The sequence below is a fragment of the Reichenbachiella sp. genome, from assembly GCF_965223055.1.
Lineage (GTDB): Bacteria > Bacteroidota > Bacteroidia > Cytophagales > Cyclobacteriaceae > Reichenbachiella.
In genome coordinates, this window is the sequence record NZ_CBDCVM010000011.1 from 645,082 (window position 1) to 666,232 (window position 21,151).

The following is a 21,151-nucleotide window of genomic DNA, read 5'->3' on the forward strand; positions in this document are numbered from 1 at the left end:
ACTAATCAACTTTAGACCAGTATTGCTTTTCACCCCGATAGGTATATTCGAAGCCCGTGATTAAAGAATCTTCATTCCTTATGAATTCGATAAGGTCGATTTCATAGAGGTACTCAGCCCGATCCGGTTCAGTAAAATAAATCCAGTTCTGCTCAGTGTGATTACCTAATTTCCCAAACTTTACTTGAAGCTCATGGCTTTTATTTCCGAAAGTATAGATGCCCTCATATTCATTTAGCACAGATTCTGGATAGTCTTTGATCCTATCGACGACTTCTGGATATGGCGTATTCAGGCCCAACTTCTTGTGAATAGCCTTGTAGACATCGATGGCTTCGTGATTGAAGTCTATCATGTTTTTTAAGAAATTTTCTCCACCAATGCCCTTCATAGATTTTACCATATTAAAATAGATCGGGTCGGACAGCATATACTCAATCTGTTGGTCCATATGTTGGGGAAGAGTATTGGAATACCAGGGGCAATTCATCGACATATGTTTGACGGCTCTGTCTACATTGTCCCCTATTTGTGCATATTCCTCTTGTACACGGTACATAGTGGTGCTGTATAGGTTCACTATCTGCTCAGTGAGGACTATGTACGTGGGATCCAGTTTTTCCTGGTGGGCCATCAGCTTTTGATATGCCGAATTGTAGAGTTCTAACCAATAATAGGAGGTGATAAGACTACGCAACTCATCACTCTCTGCATAATCTTGATAGGCCAATTTTCTATCCAGGACCTGTTTCATCAAGGAGTCTTTTTTGTTAAAACCTATAATATTGTTCACACCCGAAAGCACATTGTGCTCCAACTCGGTCAGTATTTGACCTAGAATTACTTTAGTTTTTTCGTTGTTTTCCTTTTCTTCCTTCCAGCCTTCGATCTGCAAGGCTATCAAGATACCGACCACGACGAGCAGTATTTCGCTCAGGGCGTAAATCAGGTATTTTCCTGTTTTGTTGTCAACCATCAAATTTTGTCTGACTTTTCTAAAAAAACTTATCATACTCTCATTATTTCTAAAAGCATAATTTAATGAATCTTTGATTCATTAAATTATGGCCCATACATACTAAATCAGCAATCGTACCATATTTTGATTGTTAGGTGAATCATTACATCTTGCGACCAATCATAGCAAACAAACCAATGACCTATTCACGAGTCCTGTCTACAATCTTGTTTCTTTTTATTGTTTCTACTAGTCTTATTGGTCAAACCAATAAAACAGATTCCTGGCTTGAGAAGGGTGATGAATTTTTCGAAAACCTGAAATATTCTAAAGCCATAGAGGCCTACCAAAATTCATGGGACAAAAATCAAAACCTCGATGGACTTTGGGGATTAGCGAAAGCCCACTTTGAGTTGGGAAATCAATACCAGTTTAATGGAAAGTCCGTAGAGGCTCAGGAAAAATACGTTGAAGCTCTCAGGCTTGGCGAAATCTTAACTTCTGAAGATAAAAACAGTGCAGACTACCTTCTATTTCGGGGTCTAATGTACCTATACAACCAACGAACGGAAAGCGCAAGATTAGATTTTGAAGAAGCTAAAACAAGATTTCCTAATACTGGCAGGGCTTACTATTATTTATGGATTTTAACCGCTCTGGATGCCACCAGCAAAGTAAAGCATGAATATGTTGAAAAAGCCTTCTCACTAGACTCCAATCTTTTCGAACTTCATCAGGAATTAGGCGCTTATTATTCCAGTCTCAATCAAGCTGATCAGGCCATCACTCACTACGAAAAAGCTCTCGCCATCTCTCCCAAAAACTACAAGGCCAATTTTGCCCTAGGACAGCTCTATTGGGCCTTGGGTGATTTGGATAAAATGAGAATTCACTTCCAAAAGAGCCTGGATTATTTTCCTGACTTTGGATATGCCAAGATGCTTTTAGCGGGCGTAGAACTAATGAGCTCAAATACACCCGCAGCCATTCCTTTGATCAAAGCAGCCTTGAAAGACAATCCGGCCACTGAGCAATATTTGAACTCATACATTCAAAATTATCCTGAATTGGCTAATTACAACTTTAAAGAGGTAGCTGATGAATCACCTATTGATATCCAGGGCTATCCAAAATATTATATGCAGGCAGTTGCTTTGGCCCAGGGATACGACTTTTTTAATGCGATCAATTTGCTTCATAGATCCTACGACATATATGGTCAATATGCACTAGCACAACCTGCCTGGCAGGCCTCCATTCTTTCCTGGCTTACGCACTGTTACAGAGAGATTGGCAACTATGGCGCTGCGGCACAAATTGGTAAGCAAGCGCTTGACCTGGCTATAAAAAATAATCTGGTCACAGACCAAGCTAGTCTGGCAGCAAATCTTTCTATGGTGTACTATGCTTGGGGAGATTACCCCAAGACCATATCGTATGCAAGAGCTTCATTGACCTATCTAAATAAAAACAACCAGACGGATCAATTGTATGATGCCTATATAAATATCGGCGGCTATTATCGTAAATGGGATCAGGCAGATAGCGCTGTATACTTCCACAAAAAGGCACTCGATAAAATACATAGTACTTCAGAGTTAAAATATGTACTCGCACAGAAAGAATTGGCGATATCCTTGATTGCAATTCATGAACCTGACTCGGCTAGGATAGTAATTGAGCAGATGAACGAAACCCGAGAAGCCCATTCCATTGCAGATCAGGACGCGGTACTAGACCTAGGTAGTGCCGAAGTTTATTATGCACTGGGAGAGTATGAAAAAGCCTGGAAGTTTATTTCAAAAGCTTTTGATCATTTTTCCAAAATTGAGGAAGTTTCGCCTTATCATCCATCAATAATTACCTTCCTTGAGAACTATATTGGGTTGGCCATTAAGCTAGAAAGGAACGACTTGGCTAGCGGAAATTATCAGGCACTTAACGGAAAATTAATCAATCAAATTTTGACCTATTTCCCAGCTATGAGCGAAAATGGGAAGTTGCTGTTTTATAGAGATATAAAGAAGCATTTTGAATCCTTCAATTCATATGCATTGAACCAAACGGAACTTAGCCAGGCCATGTTGGAACAGCTACTAGAAAATCAGTTATTGCTGAAAGGATTGTTGTTCAATGACCAATTGAAGATCCAAAATTCTATCATGAATTCAGATGACAAGGCACTAAAAATCACTTTTCAAGACCTCAAGGCTAAGAAAAACCTACTCGCCAGATCAGTATCCTTAACGCCTGAAGAAAAGAATAGTCGTGAATTAGATTCCAACAGAATTCAGCACGAAATTGACAGCCTTCAAATTCAATTGCAGATTATGGGCATGGCATCCTCTCATTCGGTTTATGAGCCAGAAATAATTCAAAAAGTCATGCAAGCACTAAAGCCAGGAGAGGCCGCGATTGAAATGATCAGATTCAGAACCTACGATTTTTCCTATGGAGGAAAGTTCACCGAACAGGTAAATTACTTCGCCATCATTTTGAAAGGAGGGAGCAATGAAGTCAGCTTCATCCCAATCGAAAACGGAAATGAGCTTGAAGGAAAATTCTATCAGGCATATAGCAATGCTGTATTATTTGAATTGGAAGACCGTAAATCGTACGATGCCTATTGGAAGGCCATTGCCGACGAGCTTTCGGAGATAGATCGAGTCTATCTATCGGGAGATGGTGTATACCACAAAATCAATATCAATACGCTTTTGAATCCTACCACCAATCAATTTGTCATCGATGAAATGGATGTACGCTTAGTGACAAGTACACGCGACTTACTGAAAAGCAATGACCTACTACCTACTCAAGGTGAAATTCTTTTAGTAGGTTTTCCTACCTATCACTTGGGTGCTGGAATTTCTACATCCGACTCAAACCCGGACCAAAAGACTTTTGTCACGCGTGCGTTCACCAATTTAGAGAATCTGGAGCCACTGCCAGGTACTTACTCTGAGGTCACGACCATCGAGTCCATTCTGGACCAAACTAAATGGAAAACAAAAGTCCTCACCGGTAAAGACGCACTGGAGGAAAGAATAAAGGAATTGGAGAATACGACCATTCTGCATATCGCTACGCATGGTTACTTCGAAGAAACGAGCCCTAAGGACAACCCGCTATTTTACTCGGGCCTATTTCTCAGTGGCGCTTCAAGTAAATACCAGAACGAAGATCAGGTAGGTGATGATGGAATTCTGACCGCCTTTGAGGCGATGCAACTCAATCTGAACGAGACTCAGATGGTCGTACTTTCCGCTTGCGAAACAGGCATGGGACATATAGAAAACGGCCAAGGCGTTTATGGATTGCAGCGAGCGTTTTTGATAGCTGGAAGTCAATCGGTAGTCATGAGTTTTTGGAAAGTTAACGATCAAACCACCATGGATTTGATGATTTATTTTTATCAAAACCTAAGCGCTTCGAAAGACAAACACGTTGCATTCAGAAATGCTCAACTTCAACTGAAAGAAAAGTATCCCAACCCAAAATTTTGGGGAGCATTTAATATTGTAGGGAGGTAACAGCCTAGGTGATTTAATCCCTAATTTTAATATTCAGGGTCTTTTCTACAAAGGTGTGTAATTCAATCATCTGCTTTCGTCCCATTTTCTGTCCAAAATAAGAAACCAAATAGAGGGTAAGAAAAATCACAGTTAATACCGGAACAGCCCAAAGGATTTGGGCGGATTGGCCTAAAGTCCAATTGCTATATCCAATGACTAATATCACTAAAGCCGCAAATCCAATCATGGAGTAGAACAGTACGAACATCGTCCAGACTTCTGGTCTTGGGCCGTACAACCCTCTCAAGACATTTCCATTGTCAGAAGATTCAAAACTTAAGTTTAATTGAGGCGACCAATAATGTTGATCTCTTTTAGGTAGCGAGAGTGTCGCATGGCCGTCTATCACAGTGCCATAGATTCCATGATCATTAGCCTTCAAGCCATCTTCTAGTTGGATAGCAATTTTTTCGGGTGGTTGCGGCAAGTTTACCTTAAAGCGCGGCCGAATTTGAAAATGCGGATGGTGTTCACTCATCTTTTAACTAAATAACTACTAACTTTTACATAGTAGCTAGTTTCAATACTTTATCAAGTAAATCTTGCTTTTCAAATGGTTTGACCAAATATTCTAATATGCCAATTTCCTTGGCCTCTCTTTGTGCAATATCCTGCCCTACCGCACTAATCATGATGACTTTGGCTTCAAAATCAACATCATTCAACTCGTCCATGACATCCAATCCAAACATATCTGGTAGTACATTATCCAGTGTGATGATTTCAGGCTTGAGAATTAACGCTAATTTGATGGCATCTTCACCATTGGCAGCCTCTCCTATCACCTCATATCCTCCCTCCTCTAAAATGTTCTTGATGGTCTCTCTTTGAAACTTTGAATCGTCTACTACTAGTACTGTTGTCATATTGAATATTATTTAGCTGCCGGAAGTACAACTAAATATAGTCAATGAATTGATGCCGACCCAATGCAGCTAAATAATTTCAATAAATCTCAATTCTTTATTTAGAATCGTTTCAAACAATTTGCAAAACCGAAGATTGCCATCTAATTTTGTTTAGAATTAGTCTAAATAAAAATCATTGCCAGCGACTCGCACTTTTCTTGTCAACAACAACTACGTCTCCCTGATGGGTTGGAAGCAGATTATCAGTGATTCAAATCACTTTCATTTGATAGGAACTTCTGAGTCATTAAAGGAAATTGCTCCTATGGATGGAGCATCAAACCACCTGATTCTAGCTGATTTGTCTAAAGATGGACACAAATCCCTACCTCAAATCGCACAGCTTATCCTGCAGCCAAATGTTGATGTTTTGCTAGTGGTGGAACTCACTGATCACACCTTGATACAAGAACTAAAGGAAATGGGTATCCGAGGTATACTCACCACCCACTGCGATGCCCAGGAAATCAAAACTGCCCTCGAGAGCATTCGGTTGGGGAAAAGATTTTACTGCGGCGATATACTCGACGTACTCATAAAGCCCCCCACTCAAGAAAAATCGCCAAAAGCTGATGAAATTCTGTCAAACAGAGAGATTGAAGTTTTAGAATGTGTGGTAAAAGGTTTAACTACTAATCAAATTGCTGAAGAGCTACATGTCAGCACCCATACAATCAATTCTCACAGAAAGAATATGCTTAAAAAATTAAATCTCACATCGCCTGTGGAGCTGATCGTTTATGCTGTGAAGTCAGGCATTATTGATTTGTAAATCAGAAAGCCAATTCACTAGTAAAATACCCACTCGACCAATTGACCATACCAATAGCTCTGCCATATTCAGCTTCCAGGTTGACCAATTTCATTTCGGCAGCGATCTTTTTGTTTTCTCGGCTATTCACCAAGAATACAGAACTCTCTCCATTTTGGAATTTTGTTCTTTCTCCCGCTAATAGTCTTTCGTAATTTTCAACAATTCTGCGCTGTTCTTCCAACATCTCCAGAAGGACGATGATTTTTCCATAGGATTGAAATACCTTGTTAGTCACTTTCCGCGATTTGCTAGTCAACTTTAGCCCTCCTTCTTCTAGCTTGATCTTCGCCTGTTTGAGCTTTGCACGCTCTTTTCGAATCAATAATGGAAAACTAAATTCAAATCCTCCTTTGTAATTATTACTTAGACCTGCCATGGATTCATCTGAAGAGTTTCCACTAGCCATCAGGAAATTGTAATTCAGGTTCAATACTGGCTTGATATTCTCTGCTGCTAGTTTTCGATCCAACTCCAAAGTCATCAAATCTGCTTGCATAGCATTTAGATCTGGATGATTGGACACCGCAAAATTCACATACTCATCCACCACCAATACTTCCTGTTTTTGCCAGACAGTATCAGGGTAAGCAGCAAATATTTGCGTAGAATCCCATACAAAATTCTCCATTTGTAGTGTGGCATTTTGATAATTTAGGCGAGACTTGTTCAATTCATTTTTCCAACTTTGCACCTGAATGAGGGCTTCCACAGAATCTATAGCCGCTTTATCTCCATTGATCACAGATTCTTTAATTCCCTCGTATCTCTCACCTATCAATGCTAAACTCTCCTCCGCAACTCTCATTTTTTGATACGTTTCAAACCAATTCCAGTACACATAATTAGCATCCATTAAAAGGTTATTGTAAACCGAATTGGCCTGACTTGTGAGATTCTGTTGTTCAGCTTTTCCTTTTTTCAAATTGATATTCCTACTATTGTGTATCAATCCTTGTCCAATAGGCACACTGATACCGGCATAATAAAGACCATCTGAAGGCACTGTATTTTCCGGGTTCAGATACTGCCCGCTGTTTCGTTCATAACCAGCTTTCAAATCAACATTAAAGGTTGTTGGCACTTTCACATAACTATCCCAAACATCGTAATAGTCTTTGCCTTGAAACTGCTTAGTCTCATACTCAGAAACCAATTTTGGGTCAAAAGCTCCCTGAGCCTGGCTCACCACCAATTCGCCTCTATCAAGAATTAATTGAGCCTGTTTGGCTATAGGATGATGATTGTGCACCAGGCGGTAGAAATCTGTCAAACTCAGATGACTCAGTGTATCTACTTGAGCAGAGACCTGCATCTGCCATAAGCATAAAACCCATATGATCAGGAGCCTATTCATACTTTACTCCTTTAGGTTTTTTTTCAACTACATCTCCCTTCATATAGAAATCAGGAGGAAAGCCATTTAGATTTCTCCATAATTCATACCACACCGGTACATTGTTTAACAACGCAATACCGTATGCACCACTTCCAAGCCTTAGTAAAGTAGGCCATTCTACATCTTCTTCATCTGGGGCTACGAGTACTCTAAATGTACCATCTTGCGCGACCTTATCGTAGGCCACGATTTTTCCTCCAAAAGTACCGAACGATACATCCGGCCAACCATTAAATACCAGTGCAGGCCAACCATCGAATTGCAGGCGCACTTTTCTTCCTTCTCTAATCAGCGGTAAATCCAGCGGTCGCACATGTAATTCCACGGCCATTTCAGTTCGTTCAGGAACAAATGTAAATATCTGTTCCCCTTCCTTCAATATCTCTCCTATACCTGATTTGGTGGCTTTGGTAACGTACCCATTTTGAGGAGCCAGGATATAATAGAAGCTCGATCGTTTGGCATAACTCTCCTGCTGAATCGACAGCTTATTGTACTCGCTTTCTGCTTCCATTTCGCCAGACAATGCTGACATTTTATCGGATCTTGCCTTGGCTATTTTTTCCCGATACTCATTTTCCACCGTGCTCAAACCTAACTCGGCATTTATATATTGGCTTTGACTGGCCAGCCACTTGTTTTCAGCCGATATATTTTTATTAATCGATTCTTGCAGCTTTTGTCTTTTCCCTTCAAGTTCTGTCAATGATTTTAATCCCTGGTCATATAGCTTTTGCTGTCTATTAAATTGCTTCTGAGCAATATCCAAATTCATCCTGCTGGTTTGATAATCTATGCTATCAGACATTAATTTCAATGCGGATTGCTGCAAATAGTTTTGTGCTTGGAGCTTCTTTAGTTCCGTATTGCGCAGCAGTGCTGCTATTTGCTGGTCAAGTGCCTTCCCTTTATCCGCATAGGCTTCTTTGGAGGCTTTTTTAGCACTTGCTTGATTTCTAGTTTTACCAACAAGCTCAGGGTCCAAATACTCCGTTTTCATTTCAGAGATATGTAAAATAGTATCTCCTTGGGCTACCAGTTGTCCTTCTCTCACATACCACTTTTCTATCCGACCTGATATTACAGAATTGATAGATTGTTCACGCCCGTCGGGACTTAGCGTAATGAGTGTGCCTCTGGCCCTTATGTTTTGAGTCCAGGGCAAGAAAAGGCCTATTATGATGAGCCCGAAAATTCCGCAAAGTAGAAATACAAACTTGCGGGTAGCATGAGATGACATGACTTCTTGATACGATGAAACATCTTTCAATATCTCATCTCTATCCATCGGATTGCTTGAAATATTTAACATAGTTATTTCTTCGTTTTAGATTTAATTTTTGAAGGGGATATATCCACTATTCTTCCGTATTCTAGCGTAACTATTCTGTCACAATTTTGCAATACAAGTGGGTCGTTCGTCACGGCCATCAATGTCCATTCTTGGTCTTTGCTTGTGAGAATATCACTAATTCGTTTTCTATCTTCGAAATCCAATCCCTGGAGCGCATTATCCATCACTACAATTTTTGGACTTTCCGCTAATGTTCTGGCCAATATCAATTTTTGCTTTACACTATCGGTAAGTCCCTGACCTTCTGGGCTGATCATTGTGGCAAGTCCTTTGGGTAAATTCTTTAAGAAATCACCAAGGCCGACGTGGTCTATAGCCCGGAGAATATCCTCTACAGAAACATCATCTTTTCCCACAGAAATATTCTGAGCAAGTGTACCATGAAACAAATCCTGCAAGCCCAAATTGTCTCCTACCACTGACCGAAAACTAGTGATATCAATATCGGCAAATGGAATACCATTAAATAAAACCGATCCTTCGTAATTATGATAAAGTCCAGATATTACTGAAATCAATGTGGTTTTTCCAGATTCGTTGTTTCCCGTAATGGCTATTTTTTCACCTGCTTTGACATGCAAATTGATCTTATTTAGCGCCTGTTTTCCGCCTTCTTCGAAGGTGTACGATAAGTTTGAAAGCTCAACGGATACTCCCTTGTTATTAGATATTTCAGAAAGGGACAAGCCGCCTTCTTTTTCTAATGGGATATCCGAAACTTGGCCAAGTTTTTCCAAACCGGTCAATACATCATAGACCGTTTCCATGGTTAGAATCAATTTCTCAGCCGAACTGAGTACCAACAGAATGATAATTTCAGAGGCTACAAACTGTCCCAAGTTTATTTCCTGATTGATTACCAGGATACTTCCTAGGATCAACAATCCACCGGTAATAATTGTTTTGAAAGCTACAATATTCGAAAATTGAAAGATCAATACTTTGAAGTGCTGATTCCTGTATTTCAGATAATTGGCTACATATTCATTCGTCTTCTCTACAGGCAATGAAGTTTCACCAGCTAGTTTAAATGTTCCCATTACTCTAGCCAGTTCTTCAAGCCAATGAGCCACTTGATATTTATACTTGGATTCTAAAATACTTGTTTTCAATCCTTTTGGTCCACTGAGGTAGAAAATGAGCACCATAAGGCCTACAAGTAAAAAGCCAAAAAACACGAAGAAAGGGTGATACATGGATAGAAGAATCAACCCGAATAAAATCTGTAAGGTAGAACTTGAAAAATCTATTAAAATCTTAGGTAGCCCTTTTTGAACATTCAACGTGTCAAAAAATCTATTCATTAATTCTGGTGGATAGAAGCTTGTGACAGCCTCCATTTGAAACCTGGGAATTCTATAGGCAAATTCGAATGAAGCCCTTGTGAAAATTCTCCGTTGGAGTAATTCCGTCAATGACAATTGCAAAATTTGTATGACTCCTGAAGCTGCTACACCTATTACTACTATAAAAATCAATAAGCCCCATGAAGCAGAAAACTCGGCACTAATCACAAATGCAATTATGGCCTGCACCCCCAAAGGAAGTGATAGGTTAATCAATCCATTGAAAATCGCATAGGCATAAATGATAAAAATCTCCCGCTTATCCAGAGACAGCATATTGAATAGCCGCATCAAAGGAGAGAGCTTAATTTTTTCAGCGACGAACTTACTTTCTATCATATCAATGGAATCGAATTATTTTTCTAAAATTGACTTAACCGTATGTTTTATAAATTCAGCACTTTGCTCTTCTAATACCCTGTTACTATTCACTGCCAATTCTGTCAGTGAAGGCAAATGATGAGCAAAAAATGTTTGCTGATGAGAAGCTTCCATTATTGTACTTACTAGAGCTTTTGGATATTGATAGTCGGGTTTCAACTCTTGGATTATGGAAGAAATTTTGCCGCAGAGCTCCTTATATCCCATGAAAAGACCCTTTCGATTAATCTCATCTACTTGACGGTTGAGATAAGTCTTCTCAGACTCATTGTCTATCACACGACGTAGCTTCGAAATACTAAGACCAGGTAGATCTAATACTTTCGGCAACTCATAGGAATGACAAATAATGTCTATGACTCGATCCAACTTTTCTGATGTTGCTTCTATATGATGAGTTTCAAATTCAATAACATACTCTAGCCATGACCAATAATAAGTGGACAAATACACTAAAAACTTGTGCTTATTCTTAAAATAACGATAAATAGATGCTTCAGTAGAGTCAATACTCTCTGCCAGTTTTTTGAAAGTAAATTCTTCGAAACCCAATTCATCCAACATAGTCAATCCATCATTTACGATTTTTCTACCAAGGTCGGAAGACTGCGGGTCCTTCTTAAAATACTGATCTGCAAGAACTATGGTTATACTAGACATATTAAAAGTATTACTATCAATTGCAAAAGTAAATGTATCAAATAGTAATAGGGTCAGTATTTATACTGATTATTTTCTAGCACAGGGAAAAATGGTCTGAGCATTACTGTCAAAAGGAAAAGAATATTATTAGAGATAATCCGTTTTCTTAGTATAATTATATTCTATTCATATTAAATTTATATTTTTCCAACTCAGCTAACATGAAAAGCATTATTTACATACTACTCTTCTTCGTTCTATTGACAACCTCCTGTCGATCATATGACGATGGTCTTAAAGAAGGAATAGCACAAGGCAAAACGGAAGGGCTCGCATTAGGAAGGGAGGAAGGCTTTGAAAGTGGGTTTGAAGCCGGCCAACTGCAAGGAGCCGAGGAAGGGCATGAAGAAGGACATGCCTTAGGACACGAAAAAGGTTATGAAGCCGGCTTTACGCAAGGTAAAAAGACTGGTTATCAAGCTGGATATGAGGCCGGAAAAAAAAGAGGAAATGAAGAATGTAGAATGGGCTGGTAGCCCATTACATATTCTTTGACCAAGCTTCGAATAACATTTCTTGATCAGCAGAGAGCGTGCTCATTTTGGAAAAGCTAAAATCTGATTCGTCATATTCAATGCCGATTTTATTGTAATATTCCTGAATGGGAAGTGTTTCCGTTCCTTTGATGTAATCATTGATGAAGGTCTCTATTTCCGGGTTAGTCATTTCTACCACAGTTGTGAAAAAATCTTCCTCAGAAAATGCCTTGTCAGGCCCAAATTTGTCTACCAATTCTAAAACAACCTCTCTCATACCTTTTGTTCCTCCAGACAACTCCAACAAACGAATATCCATCAAGCTCACTACAAATGCCCCTCTGTTGTATATATTTCCGAATTGACCACCACCGTAAGTAGTATAAGCTTCTGAGCCTATTTGTTGCAAACTAAAATTCGGATCGTAATTAGAATCTATAGAAAGCTTCGTTTGAAGCTGATCGAGTAATATATTCAAAAGCATCGATCCATTTCTGTATTGCATAAAATCCGAAGCCCATTCCGTTACGCCTTCATATAACCAGAGGTGCTGAGATGGCGTAGGAACTGCAAAATTGAAATCAGCTATGATCTCACTGTGGATATTTAAAGGGGTCACTACATGGAAGAATTCATGTGCAGAAATACTCTTGATACCGCTAGCATAATTTGCGCTGTACGGGGCATCTTGCAACACATATACTGAACTTTTGGAATGCTCAAGTGCACCCGCATGGACATCACCAAAATGGTACAGAAAATCATATCTATCCGTTGGCAAAACTTCCAAAAAAGCCTCTGCATCAAGCAAAATTTGATTTACATCTGACAATATTTGAGTCGCCTTCATATGTCCTCCTTCTGAGTACACATATACATTGATATCCGCTCCACCCACCTCGGTTGATGCGCTTGTCATTTGACCAACTAAGATTGGTGAATCAGCCAAGTGATCAAAATCTGTTGCTTTGTAAACATTGGTGCCCGACTCTGGCAATGCAGTGCCAACGGTCCAAGTATCGGGATAAGATAGAGACACATAATAATCACGCTCCTTCAGTCCCACAGGGTATCCAATGACCATGGGCGTATTGAGTAGCACGTGATCATTTTCGATAGAAGTGCCAGCCATCGCATAAATGGGATATTCATTAACCTCTGTGTCAAATGTTTCCTTAACCTCATAGGTGATTTTATGTGCCGAAGCAGGGTCAGCTATTTCCCATTGGTTGGTAGCCAATGGCCCACTTGCAATCTTATTACCCTCTTCATCAAAAACTTGAAGGTTTTCCACGAAACGCCCAACATTAGAAATATCATAAGTACCAGGAACTGTTGCTGCAAACTGGATAATATTATTGTCACTCGACAAATCATCTACATACATCTCCACTTTAAAAGTATCTCCAGTCCGATCATTCAGATTGAAATGAACATAAAAAGCGTCGGATAAGTCCGCATCCGTTGGCAGAACGAACCCAGGGTCAATACCATCGTCGCACGACGAAATAAACCAAAGAGAAAGCAGTGCTAAAATTCGAAGCTTTATAGTCATATCAAAATTCAGTTAATGTGTATGTAAATAAACGATATTCTAATGGAATACCCTTATCATTTAGGCCTCCTTATAAAAGCCTCCTCTATTTTCTGTTCGTGCCTGAGACTGCTTTACAATCAGGTAAGCGATAGTAATCAGGTTACGAAGTTCAGACAGTTGTGGCGAGATTTTGGTCCTTTTATACAGATCTTCTGTTTCTTCATAAAGTACTTTCAATCGATTCGATGCTCGATTGAGTCTTTCATCAGATCGTACGATTCCCACGTAGTTACTCATAATCGCCTGCACTTCTTTTTTGTTGTGTGTGATTAGAATAAGTTCTTTTGGATTCGTTGTCCCCTCTTCACTCCAGTCTGGCACCTTTGCATTTTCTAAAACATCCTCCACTTCTTCACACGATTTCTCGTAACATCGATGGGCAAAAATCAAGGCCTCTAGAAGACTATTGGAAGCCAGTCTATTCGCACCGTGTAGGCCTGTACATGCACATTCTCCACAGGCATACAGGTTGGTAATTTGGGTTTGACCAAAAACATTAGTAACTACACCTCCACATAAATAGTGAGCGGCTGGTACTACTGGAATCATATCCTTCTTCCAATCTATGCCAAGCTCTTTGCACTTCTGAATTATATTCGGAAAGTGATTTTCAAAACCAGAAGGGTCTAAATGGCGGCAATCTAAATAGACATATTCATCTCCACTTTTCTTTAGTTCGCTATCTATCGCTCGAGACACAATATCGCGAGAAGCCAACTCTTTCCTTTCATCATACTTACTCATGAAAAGTTTGCCTTCCCGATTTCGCAAAAGTGCACCAAACCCACGTACGGCTTCTGAAATCAAGAAGGTTTGTCCCGGTCTGGTGTCGTACAATGCCGTAGGATGGAACTGAACGAACTCCATGTGCTGGATCAAGGCTTTTGCCCGATAGGCCATGGCCACGCCGTCTCCAGTCGCTACTTTCGGATTGGTCGTATTTTGATAAACCTGGCCTATACCTCCACTGGCCAATAAGACAATTTTTGATAGGTAAGTTTCAATTTTTCCAGTCTCTTCGTCCAAGACATACGCGCCATAACATGTATTGTCCTCTCTTCCTTTCCATTCCTGAATATGGTGGTTGGTGATCAAGTCAACAGCAAAATGATGGCTAAGCAAATTGATATTGTCGCATTGATTGACCTGATCGAGAAGTGTTTCTTCTAGTTCGTAACCTGTAATGTCTTTATGATGCAAAATTCGATTTTGGGAATGTCCTCCTTCGCGTCCCAAATCAAAATCGCCTAGGTTGTTTTTGTCAAACTCTGCTCCCCAATTGAGCAATTCTTTCAAGCGGTCTGGCGCTTCTTTCACCACCATTTCTACAATATCACGGTCGCAGAGACCATCCCCGGCTATAAGTGTATCTTCGATATGCTGCTCATAGGAATCCGTGACTGTATCTATCACTACAGCCATGCCTCCTTGTGCATATTTGGTGTTCGATTCGTTGGCCGCTGCTTTGGTGACGATGGCAACGGTTTTTTCAGGAAATTGCTTGGCTACCTTTAAAGCATAAGTCAATCCCGCCAGGCCAGAGCCAATGATTAAAAAATCGTGTTTGACCATGAATTACTTCGACAATTCAAACATACGCTCTAATGGAACAAGCGCCTTTTTTCTTATTTCTTCTGGTACGTCGATTTCTGGGGTTTCATTTTTCAAGCAGAGGTACAATTTCTCTAAAGTATTCATTTTCATGAAATGGCATTCGCTACAAGCACAAGTGTTGTCCTCTTTGGCCGGAGCAGGGATAAGGGTTTTATTCGGCACACGTTTTTGCATCTCATGCAAGATTCCTGCTTCTGTTGCTACTATGAATTCTTCAGCTTCATCTTCTTGCACAAAGTTGAGCAGTTTCTCTGTAGAACCTACAAATGAAGCAACTCTCAACACTTGCTGCTGAGACTCCGGATGAGCTATGAATTTCGCTTGAGGGTTTTCTTTATGAAGATCCAAAATCTTGTCCATCGCAAACGCTTCATGTACCATACAAGCCCCATCCCAAAGCACCATATCGCGTCCTGTTTGATGAATCAAGTATTCGCCCAAATTCCGATCCGGAGCACAGATGATTTTTTGATCTTTGGGGATTGAATTGATAATATCTACTGCATTGGATGAAGTACAAATGATGTCGCTCATCGCCTTGATCTCAGCCGTGCAATTGATATAGGTGATCACAATGTGGTCAGGGTGTGCCTCCACAAACTCTTTAAAAGGCCCAGCCGGTGCCGATTCAGCCAAAGAACAGCCAGCATTTACATCCGGAAGAATCACCTTTTTAGTTGGGTTGATAATTTTGGCCGTTTCGGCCATGAAATGTACTCCTGCGAATACTATGATATCAGCATCTGTTTCTGCTGCTTTCCTTGAGAGGCCTAAACTATCCCCAACAAAATCCGCGATATCTTGAATGTCAGCCTCTTGATAATAGTGTGCCAACAAAACGGCATTTTTTTCTTTCTTAAGTCTGACTATTTCTTCCAGATACTCTGCTCTGGTCTTTGGTTCTAATTCCAATTGCTCCATGCTTCAAATGCTTTCTTTCCTCCATTAAAATGGCCTGAAAGCTCATTATTTACTTGATACCGCAAATTTAATGTAAATCACGGGGTTCAGCGAAAGCGACTCCGAAAATAAACTTTGCAGTCACAACGATTTTTTGCTGTGACTGGCTGATTTTTTTCAATATCTTTAGAAGTTAAATTTTCAAATCAGCGACTCAATCATAAAAAACCAAAACGTAAACAATGTCTGCGCTAAACTCTGTCAAAACACCTGACCTGGCTAAAATCACTTACCTATTACTCAGCACAGTGGCTGTAGTTATGATTCTTTCTTATTCTGAACAGTATGTTATTCCATTCATAGTGGCAATGCTGGTGTGGTTTATTATTCACGAAGCGAGAGAGTATCTGGTAAGAATACCTATAGTCAGAGACAAAGTTCCCGTTTGGGCGCAAAGCATGTTTTCCTTCTTGTTTATGAATGTGATACTCTTTGTTGTAGGAAAATTACTATATGCCAGTATGTCTCACCTTTCTGAGAATCTAGATGAATACCAGGCTAATTTGCTTTTAGCCTTAGAAGAATTGGATGGATTGGCAGGCATCAATGTTTCTTCACAACTCATTGACTATGTGACTAATGCTGACTTGACACAGTATATCAGCATGATGATTGATACAGCTACCACTCTACTCGGTGATGCTTTTTTGATTTTAATTTATATCATTTTTCTGCTCATTGAAGAAACGGTATTTGATAAAAAAATGAAGGCTTTTTTCCCGAATGATGAGACGCGTAAAAAGAAGTTTAGCTTGCTCAATAAAATGGACAGAAACATTGGTCAATATTTGTTGCTCAAGACATTTGTTAGTTTCATCACTGGTTTACTCAGTTATGTGGTGCTCTTTTTATTCGATATTGATTCCCCGTTTTTCTGGGCCATGTTGATTTTTGTATTAAACTATATCCCAACAGTAGGTTCATTGATTGCTACGATGTTTCCAGCCATCTTTGCTATTCTACAGTTTGGGGAATTGGCTCCATTCGTTTACATACTAGTTTCTGTTGGAGTAATACAGGTGATCGTTGGAAATATCATCGAACCCAAAATGATGGGAAATTCGCTGAATATGAGTTCTCTTGTTGTGGTATTATCCTTGACCATCTGGGGAGCCATTTGGGGGATCATGGGAATGATTCTAAGTATCCCCATTACAGTGATGATGATCATTGTTTGCGAAGAAATACCGAGCCTTAGATTTGTGGCGGTGGCCCTATCAGAAAGTGGGAACTTAAGTACTGACTCAGGAGTTACTGATGTTGCCGATGACTCAACCGAAGATTAGTTTCGGTTGATCGAATAAAAACCTGTGTTGAACTAAGAAATTTTAGCAATACAAAACAACCATTAATTTCGAGATATGGAAAAAAGAATTTTAGGGTTTGTGCTATTGTTGATCAATGGGCTAATGGTTGAAAATCAGGCGCTTGCTCAAGGCTGCAGTGATGCAGGTTTCTGCACCATGGGTGCCATGAAACCGGACCAAGCTTTCAACAAAAAGGTTGAGTTGAAATTGCGAAGCATAGAAGTAAGTTACTACCGAGGAGAATCAACGCTTTCTCCTATGATTAATGTTGCGAACATTGATGCTTCCTTTTCAATCACCAAAAATTTGGGAGTTCAAATCAAACTTCCCTATCAGTGGGTAACAGGTAATTTTGACAACACGCAGGGCATGGGCGATATTTCACTGAGTGCTACTCAGAGAATTATTGACAATGAGAAATTTGATCTCAACGTAACTATTGGTGGTAAAATTCCTAGTAATGATGGGAATATGAAGTCCAATGGAGAAGTCTTTAAGTGGTCGAAAGGCACCCCTCTGCCAATGTACTATCAAACAAGTCTTGGGAGCTATGATTTTGTAGCAGGCGCTTCCATAATTTCCTCCAAATGGTTATTTGCCACGGGAATTCAAATGGCATTAACAGCCAATAGCAACCAATTTGAATGGAGTCCTGACTGGGATGAATACCCTGACCCGGAATATGTCAGGAAGTATGACCATGCCAATGATTTGAAAAGAGGAACAGATATTATGTTTCGAATAGAACGCAATTTCAGATTCTCAAATTACAGTTTTAATATTGGATTACTGCCAATTTATAGAATTACGAAAGATCAAATTAAAGAACCAGAAACTGGAGAATATGAAAAAGTAGACAAAACAACAGGACTGGCTCTTACAGCGCTCACCAGTTTTACTTACAACATGGATGTAAATAATAGCATCAAGTTATCATACGGACATAAGATCACAGACAGAGAAGTAAACCCTGATGGATTGACAAGGGTTCAAGTATTTATAGTCGCTTATGGATTTAGATTTTAGAAACATGAGAAAAAAACAATTTTGTTTACTTGTCCTTATCTGTCTGACCTGTTCCCTATCGAATGCCCAGGAATTAGAATACAACGAACAATTCCAAAAAGCCGAAGCGCTTTTTGAATCTGGCGACTACAATGAAGCGCTTGGTCAATATGAAACTGTTTTTGAAGGACTATCCGGGATGTCTGCCAATCAATGCCAGTTGAGAATAGCTGAAGTCAATACTCGACTAGGCAACGCCAAAGAAGGTTTGAAAATGTGTAATGCGATAGAGTCAAAATTATCCGCAAACACATTACTCCTTGCCGAAAACTATAGTGTAAAAGGAGATGCTTATCTTCATTTAGGTCAAAACGGTGAGGCGATTGAATATTTATTGAAAGCACAAAATCTATTTGAAACTGCCGGAGTAGAAGCCTCTAAGGAAAAAGCCAATTGCTACAACGATCTGGGGATCGCCTACTGGAACAACGGCAATACAGACCTGTCTCTACAATATCTTCAAAACGCACTCAACATACGAGAAGAAATTTATGGGCAAAACCACCCTGCAGTCGCTGATACTTACAACAATATCGGTTTGGTAAACTCGGAAGTGAATGGTTTTGCTGCAGTCATCTACTTTAACAATGCACTGAAAATCTATCAGGAACTGTATGAACAAAACCATCCTAAGGTAGCTGTAGTTCTCAATAATCTCGCTTTGCAATATGATGCCCAGGAAGACTACCCTAAAGCATTGGAAAGCCTAAATCGAGTTTCTGAAATTTGGAATAGCCTACATGAAGGCGATCACCCAAGTAAGGCTTTTGTTGCATTTAGTATTGGTAATGTCTATTACCATCAGCAGGAGTTTGACGAAGCCATCAAATATCAAGATCAGGCCTTGGGCATGTATCAAAGACTTTATGGAGAGAAACATCCTGAAATCGCGAACATCTACAATCTGAAAGGTGACATCTATCAAAAACAAGGCAAATACAAAATGGCTATTGAAACTATTCAAAAAGCTATTTATGCCAACTTAGCAGATCAAGACCTTGCAGATATTTATAAGAACCCCAAACTTGAAAACTACTATAATGCAGATATTCTATTGAGCTCGTTACAGCAGAAATCTGATGCCTTTGAAACCTTCCACTACAACAAGACGCTGAAATTCAGGGATCTTACCGCAGCGCTCAACACACTAGAGAAAGCTGATGAGCTGGTCAGCCACATTCGCCAAATCAGATTGAGTGAAAAGGATAAAATTTCACTGAGTGCAAAAGCTTCTGAAATTTATGAGGCCGGTGTTTCTTTGTCCTATCAAATGAGTAAAGTAGTGCTTAAACCAAAAGTATATCTGGAAAAGGCTTTCTACTTTGCTGAGAAAAGTAAATCTGCCGTTTTGCTTTCGGCGATTCAAGATACCAATGCCAAAGAATTTTCGGGTATTCCGTCAGATTTAATTTCAAAGGAGAGTGAGCTGAAGTCTGACATCGTTTTACATGAGCAAAAATTGGCTACGAACCAGGAGCCTGATAAAGAAGCAGGTTTGAAACAAGAATTGCTTTCGCTAAATAATGAGTACAATGAATTCGTTCGCCAACTTGAAGCAGACTATCCTAACTATTACAACTTGAAATTCAACATAGAGCACATCGGACTACCCGAACTACAGGTTGCCCTTGGCTCAAAAACCGCTTTGGTGACACATTTTATAACAGACACCAGAATCTTCACATTCTATGTCACTCAAAACAAGTTTCAGGTTTTCAATGAAGCCAAAGCAGACGACTTTGACAAACAAGTGCTAGGGCTTAGAAATTCTATGAAATACGATGTTAAAAAATCATTTCTATCCACAGCTCAGCGATTGTATTCCGAACTTTTTCCTATGAAAATCAATGGTGAGATCAACCAACTTTTGATAATTCCTGAAGGCGGGCTTTCCACTATTCCTTTTGAGGCGCTGGTAACAGATGCCAAACTTGAAGGAGAAGTTGAGTACAGTGAAATGCCGTTTTTAATCAAAAAATATAATGTCAGCTACGACAACTCGGCTACACTTTTTGCACAGCGAAAAAAGGAAATAGATGCTTACCAGGGTGAGACAGAAGATATTTTATTGGTGGCACCCATCAATTTTAGTAATCAAAAGTATCAGGGATTATCCGGTAGGTTAAGTGACTTGCCAGGATCCAAAGCCGAAATAGATGAAATAAAGTACCTGTTCAAAGCCAATAGCAGAAAAGCTAATCTGCTCGTAGAAGCTGACGCCACAAAAACCAACATTACCAATGACGATATCAAACAGTATAAGTACATCCACTTTGCCACCCATGGCATGGTGAATGAATCTGAGCCTAATCTTTCAAGAATCTTCTTGCAAGACGGCAGTTTGTATTCGGGTGACATTTACAATATCGACATCAATGCTGATCTGGTTTGTTTGAGTGCCTGTGAAACAGGATTGGGTAAGATTTCAAAAGGTGAAGGGATCATTGGTTTATCCAGAGCACTGCTCTATGCAGGTGCCAAAAATCTGGTGGTTTCGCTATGGACCGTATCAGATGCTTCTACCTCTCAATTGATGATTGATTTTTACAACAACCACCTGTATTCGTCAACCTACAACACTTTTAGCGGAGCATTACGCATGGCCAAGCTTTCACTGATCAATGATGAGAAATACAGCAAGCCTTACTACTGGGCGCCGTTTGTGTTAATTGGGGAATAACTCTAGAATATCATTTGA

16 protein-coding genes are annotated in these 21,151 nt (G+C 39.7%); 6 read left to right on the plus strand and 10 right to left on the minus strand.

Annotated elements, in window-relative coordinates; genetic code table 11:
• Position 1 precedes the first annotated feature (1 nt).
• Positions 2–976, minus strand: a complete 975-nt coding sequence (locus tag ACOQO5_RS14115) for a DUF6090 family protein (RefSeq protein ID WP_420582331.1) — start codon at positions 974–976, stop codon at positions 2–4.
• A 179-nt stretch (positions 977–1,155) separates the two neighbouring features.
• Between ACOQO5_RS14115 and ACOQO5_RS14120 the strand changes: the two genes are divergently transcribed.
• On the plus strand, positions 1,156–4,491 hold the full coding sequence (locus ACOQO5_RS14120) for a CHAT domain-containing protein (protein WP_420582332.1): 3,336 nt from the start codon (positions 1,156–1,158) through the stop codon (positions 4,489–4,491).
• Positions 4,492–4,504: 13 nt separating this feature from the next.
• Here ACOQO5_RS14120 and ACOQO5_RS14125 read toward each other — a convergent pair whose 3' ends face one another.
• Both ACOQO5_RS14125 and ACOQO5_RS14130 read right to left on the minus strand, forming a co-directional pair.
• Complete coding sequence (locus tag ACOQO5_RS14125; RefSeq protein WP_420582333.1) at positions 4,505–4,960, minus strand: hypothetical protein; 456 nt, start codon at positions 4,958–4,960, stop codon at positions 4,505–4,507.
• A gap of 76 nt (positions 4,961–5,036) precedes the next feature.
• Complete coding sequence (locus tag ACOQO5_RS14130) at positions 5,037–5,399, minus strand: response regulator (RefSeq protein WP_420582334.1); 363 nt, start codon at positions 5,397–5,399, stop codon at positions 5,037–5,039.
• Between the two features lie 178 nt (positions 5,400–5,577).
• Here ACOQO5_RS14130 and ACOQO5_RS14135 point away from each other — a divergent pair, with 178 nt between their 5' ends.
• The gene (locus tag ACOQO5_RS14135) at positions 5,578–6,213 is read left to right on the plus strand and encodes a response regulator transcription factor (RefSeq protein ID WP_420582335.1); all 636 of its coding nucleotides are present in this window, start codon (positions 5,578–5,580) and stop codon (positions 6,211–6,213) included.
• A gap of 1 nt (position 6,214) precedes the next feature.
• On the opposite strand, the gene ACOQO5_RS14140 is transcribed toward ACOQO5_RS14135, so the two are convergent.
• Genes ACOQO5_RS14140 through ACOQO5_RS14155 form a run of 4 tightly spaced genes read right to left on the minus strand, consistent with a single transcriptional unit; the run spans position 6,215 to position 11,392 of the window.
• Entirely contained in the window at positions 6,215–7,609 is a 1,395-nt protein-coding gene (locus ACOQO5_RS14140) for a TolC family protein (RefSeq protein ID WP_420582336.1), read from the minus strand.
• Complete coding sequence (locus tag ACOQO5_RS14145) at positions 7,602–8,963, minus strand: HlyD family secretion protein (protein ID WP_420582337.1); 1,362 nt, start codon at positions 8,961–8,963, stop codon at positions 7,602–7,604. The genes ACOQO5_RS14140 and ACOQO5_RS14145 overlap by 8 nt, the downstream gene beginning before the upstream one ends.
• A gap of 2 nt (positions 8,964–8,965) precedes the next feature.
• Positions 8,966–10,690 (minus strand): peptidase domain-containing ABC transporter, encoded by a 1,725-nt coding sequence (locus ACOQO5_RS14150; protein WP_420582338.1) that lies wholly within the window; start codon positions 10,688–10,690, stop codon positions 8,966–8,968.
• A 15-nt stretch (positions 10,691–10,705) separates the two neighbouring features.
• Complete coding sequence (locus ACOQO5_RS14155) at positions 10,706–11,392, minus strand: TetR/AcrR family transcriptional regulator (RefSeq protein WP_420582339.1); 687 nt, start codon at positions 11,390–11,392, stop codon at positions 10,706–10,708.
• Positions 11,393–11,595: 203 nt separating this feature from the next.
• Here ACOQO5_RS14155 and ACOQO5_RS14160 point away from each other — a divergent pair, with 203 nt between their 5' ends.
• Positions 11,596–11,910 (plus strand): Yae1 family protein, encoded by a 315-nt coding sequence (locus ACOQO5_RS14160; protein ID WP_420582340.1) that lies wholly within the window; start codon positions 11,596–11,598, stop codon positions 11,908–11,910.
• 4 nt (positions 11,911–11,914) lie between these two features.
• Here ACOQO5_RS14160 and ACOQO5_RS14165 read toward each other — a convergent pair whose 3' ends face one another.
• Genes ACOQO5_RS14165 through nadA form a run of 3 tightly spaced genes read right to left on the minus strand, consistent with a single transcriptional unit; the run spans position 11,915 to position 16,042 of the window.
• Positions 11,915–13,465 carry a peptidase gene (locus ACOQO5_RS14165; protein WP_420582341.1) on the minus strand — a complete coding sequence of 517 codons (1,551 nt, stop codon included), beginning with the start codon at positions 13,463–13,465 and terminating at the stop codon, positions 11,915–11,917.
• Positions 13,466–13,525: 60 nt separating this feature from the next.
• On the minus strand, positions 13,526–15,079 hold the full coding sequence (gene nadB, locus ACOQO5_RS14170; protein ID WP_420582342.1) for an L-aspartate oxidase: 1,554 nt from the start codon (positions 15,077–15,079) through the stop codon (positions 13,526–13,528).
• Positions 15,080–15,082: 3 nt separating this feature from the next.
• The gene (nadA, locus tag ACOQO5_RS14175; protein WP_420582343.1) at positions 15,083–16,042 is read right to left on the minus strand and encodes a quinolinate synthase NadA; all 960 of its coding nucleotides are present in this window, start codon (positions 16,040–16,042) and stop codon (positions 15,083–15,085) included.
• A gap of 221 nt (positions 16,043–16,263) precedes the next feature.
• Here nadA and ACOQO5_RS14180 point away from each other — a divergent pair, with 221 nt between their 5' ends.
• The 3 genes from ACOQO5_RS14180 (at position 16,264) to ACOQO5_RS14190 (ending at position 21,133) form a co-directional block, all read left to right on the plus strand.
• Entirely contained in the window at positions 16,264–17,367 is a 1,104-nt protein-coding gene (locus ACOQO5_RS14180; RefSeq protein ID WP_420582344.1) for an AI-2E family transporter, read from the plus strand.
• Between the two features lie 75 nt (positions 17,368–17,442).
• Positions 17,443–18,414, plus strand: coding sequence for a hypothetical protein (locus tag ACOQO5_RS14185; RefSeq protein ID WP_420582345.1), 972 nt, complete (start codon positions 17,443–17,445; stop codon positions 18,412–18,414).
• 4 nt (positions 18,415–18,418) lie between these two features.
• A complete protein-coding gene (locus ACOQO5_RS14190) occupies positions 18,419–21,133 on the plus strand; it encodes a CHAT domain-containing protein (protein ID WP_420582346.1) in 2,715 nt (904 codons plus the stop codon).
• Positions 21,134–21,151 lie beyond the last annotated feature (18 nt).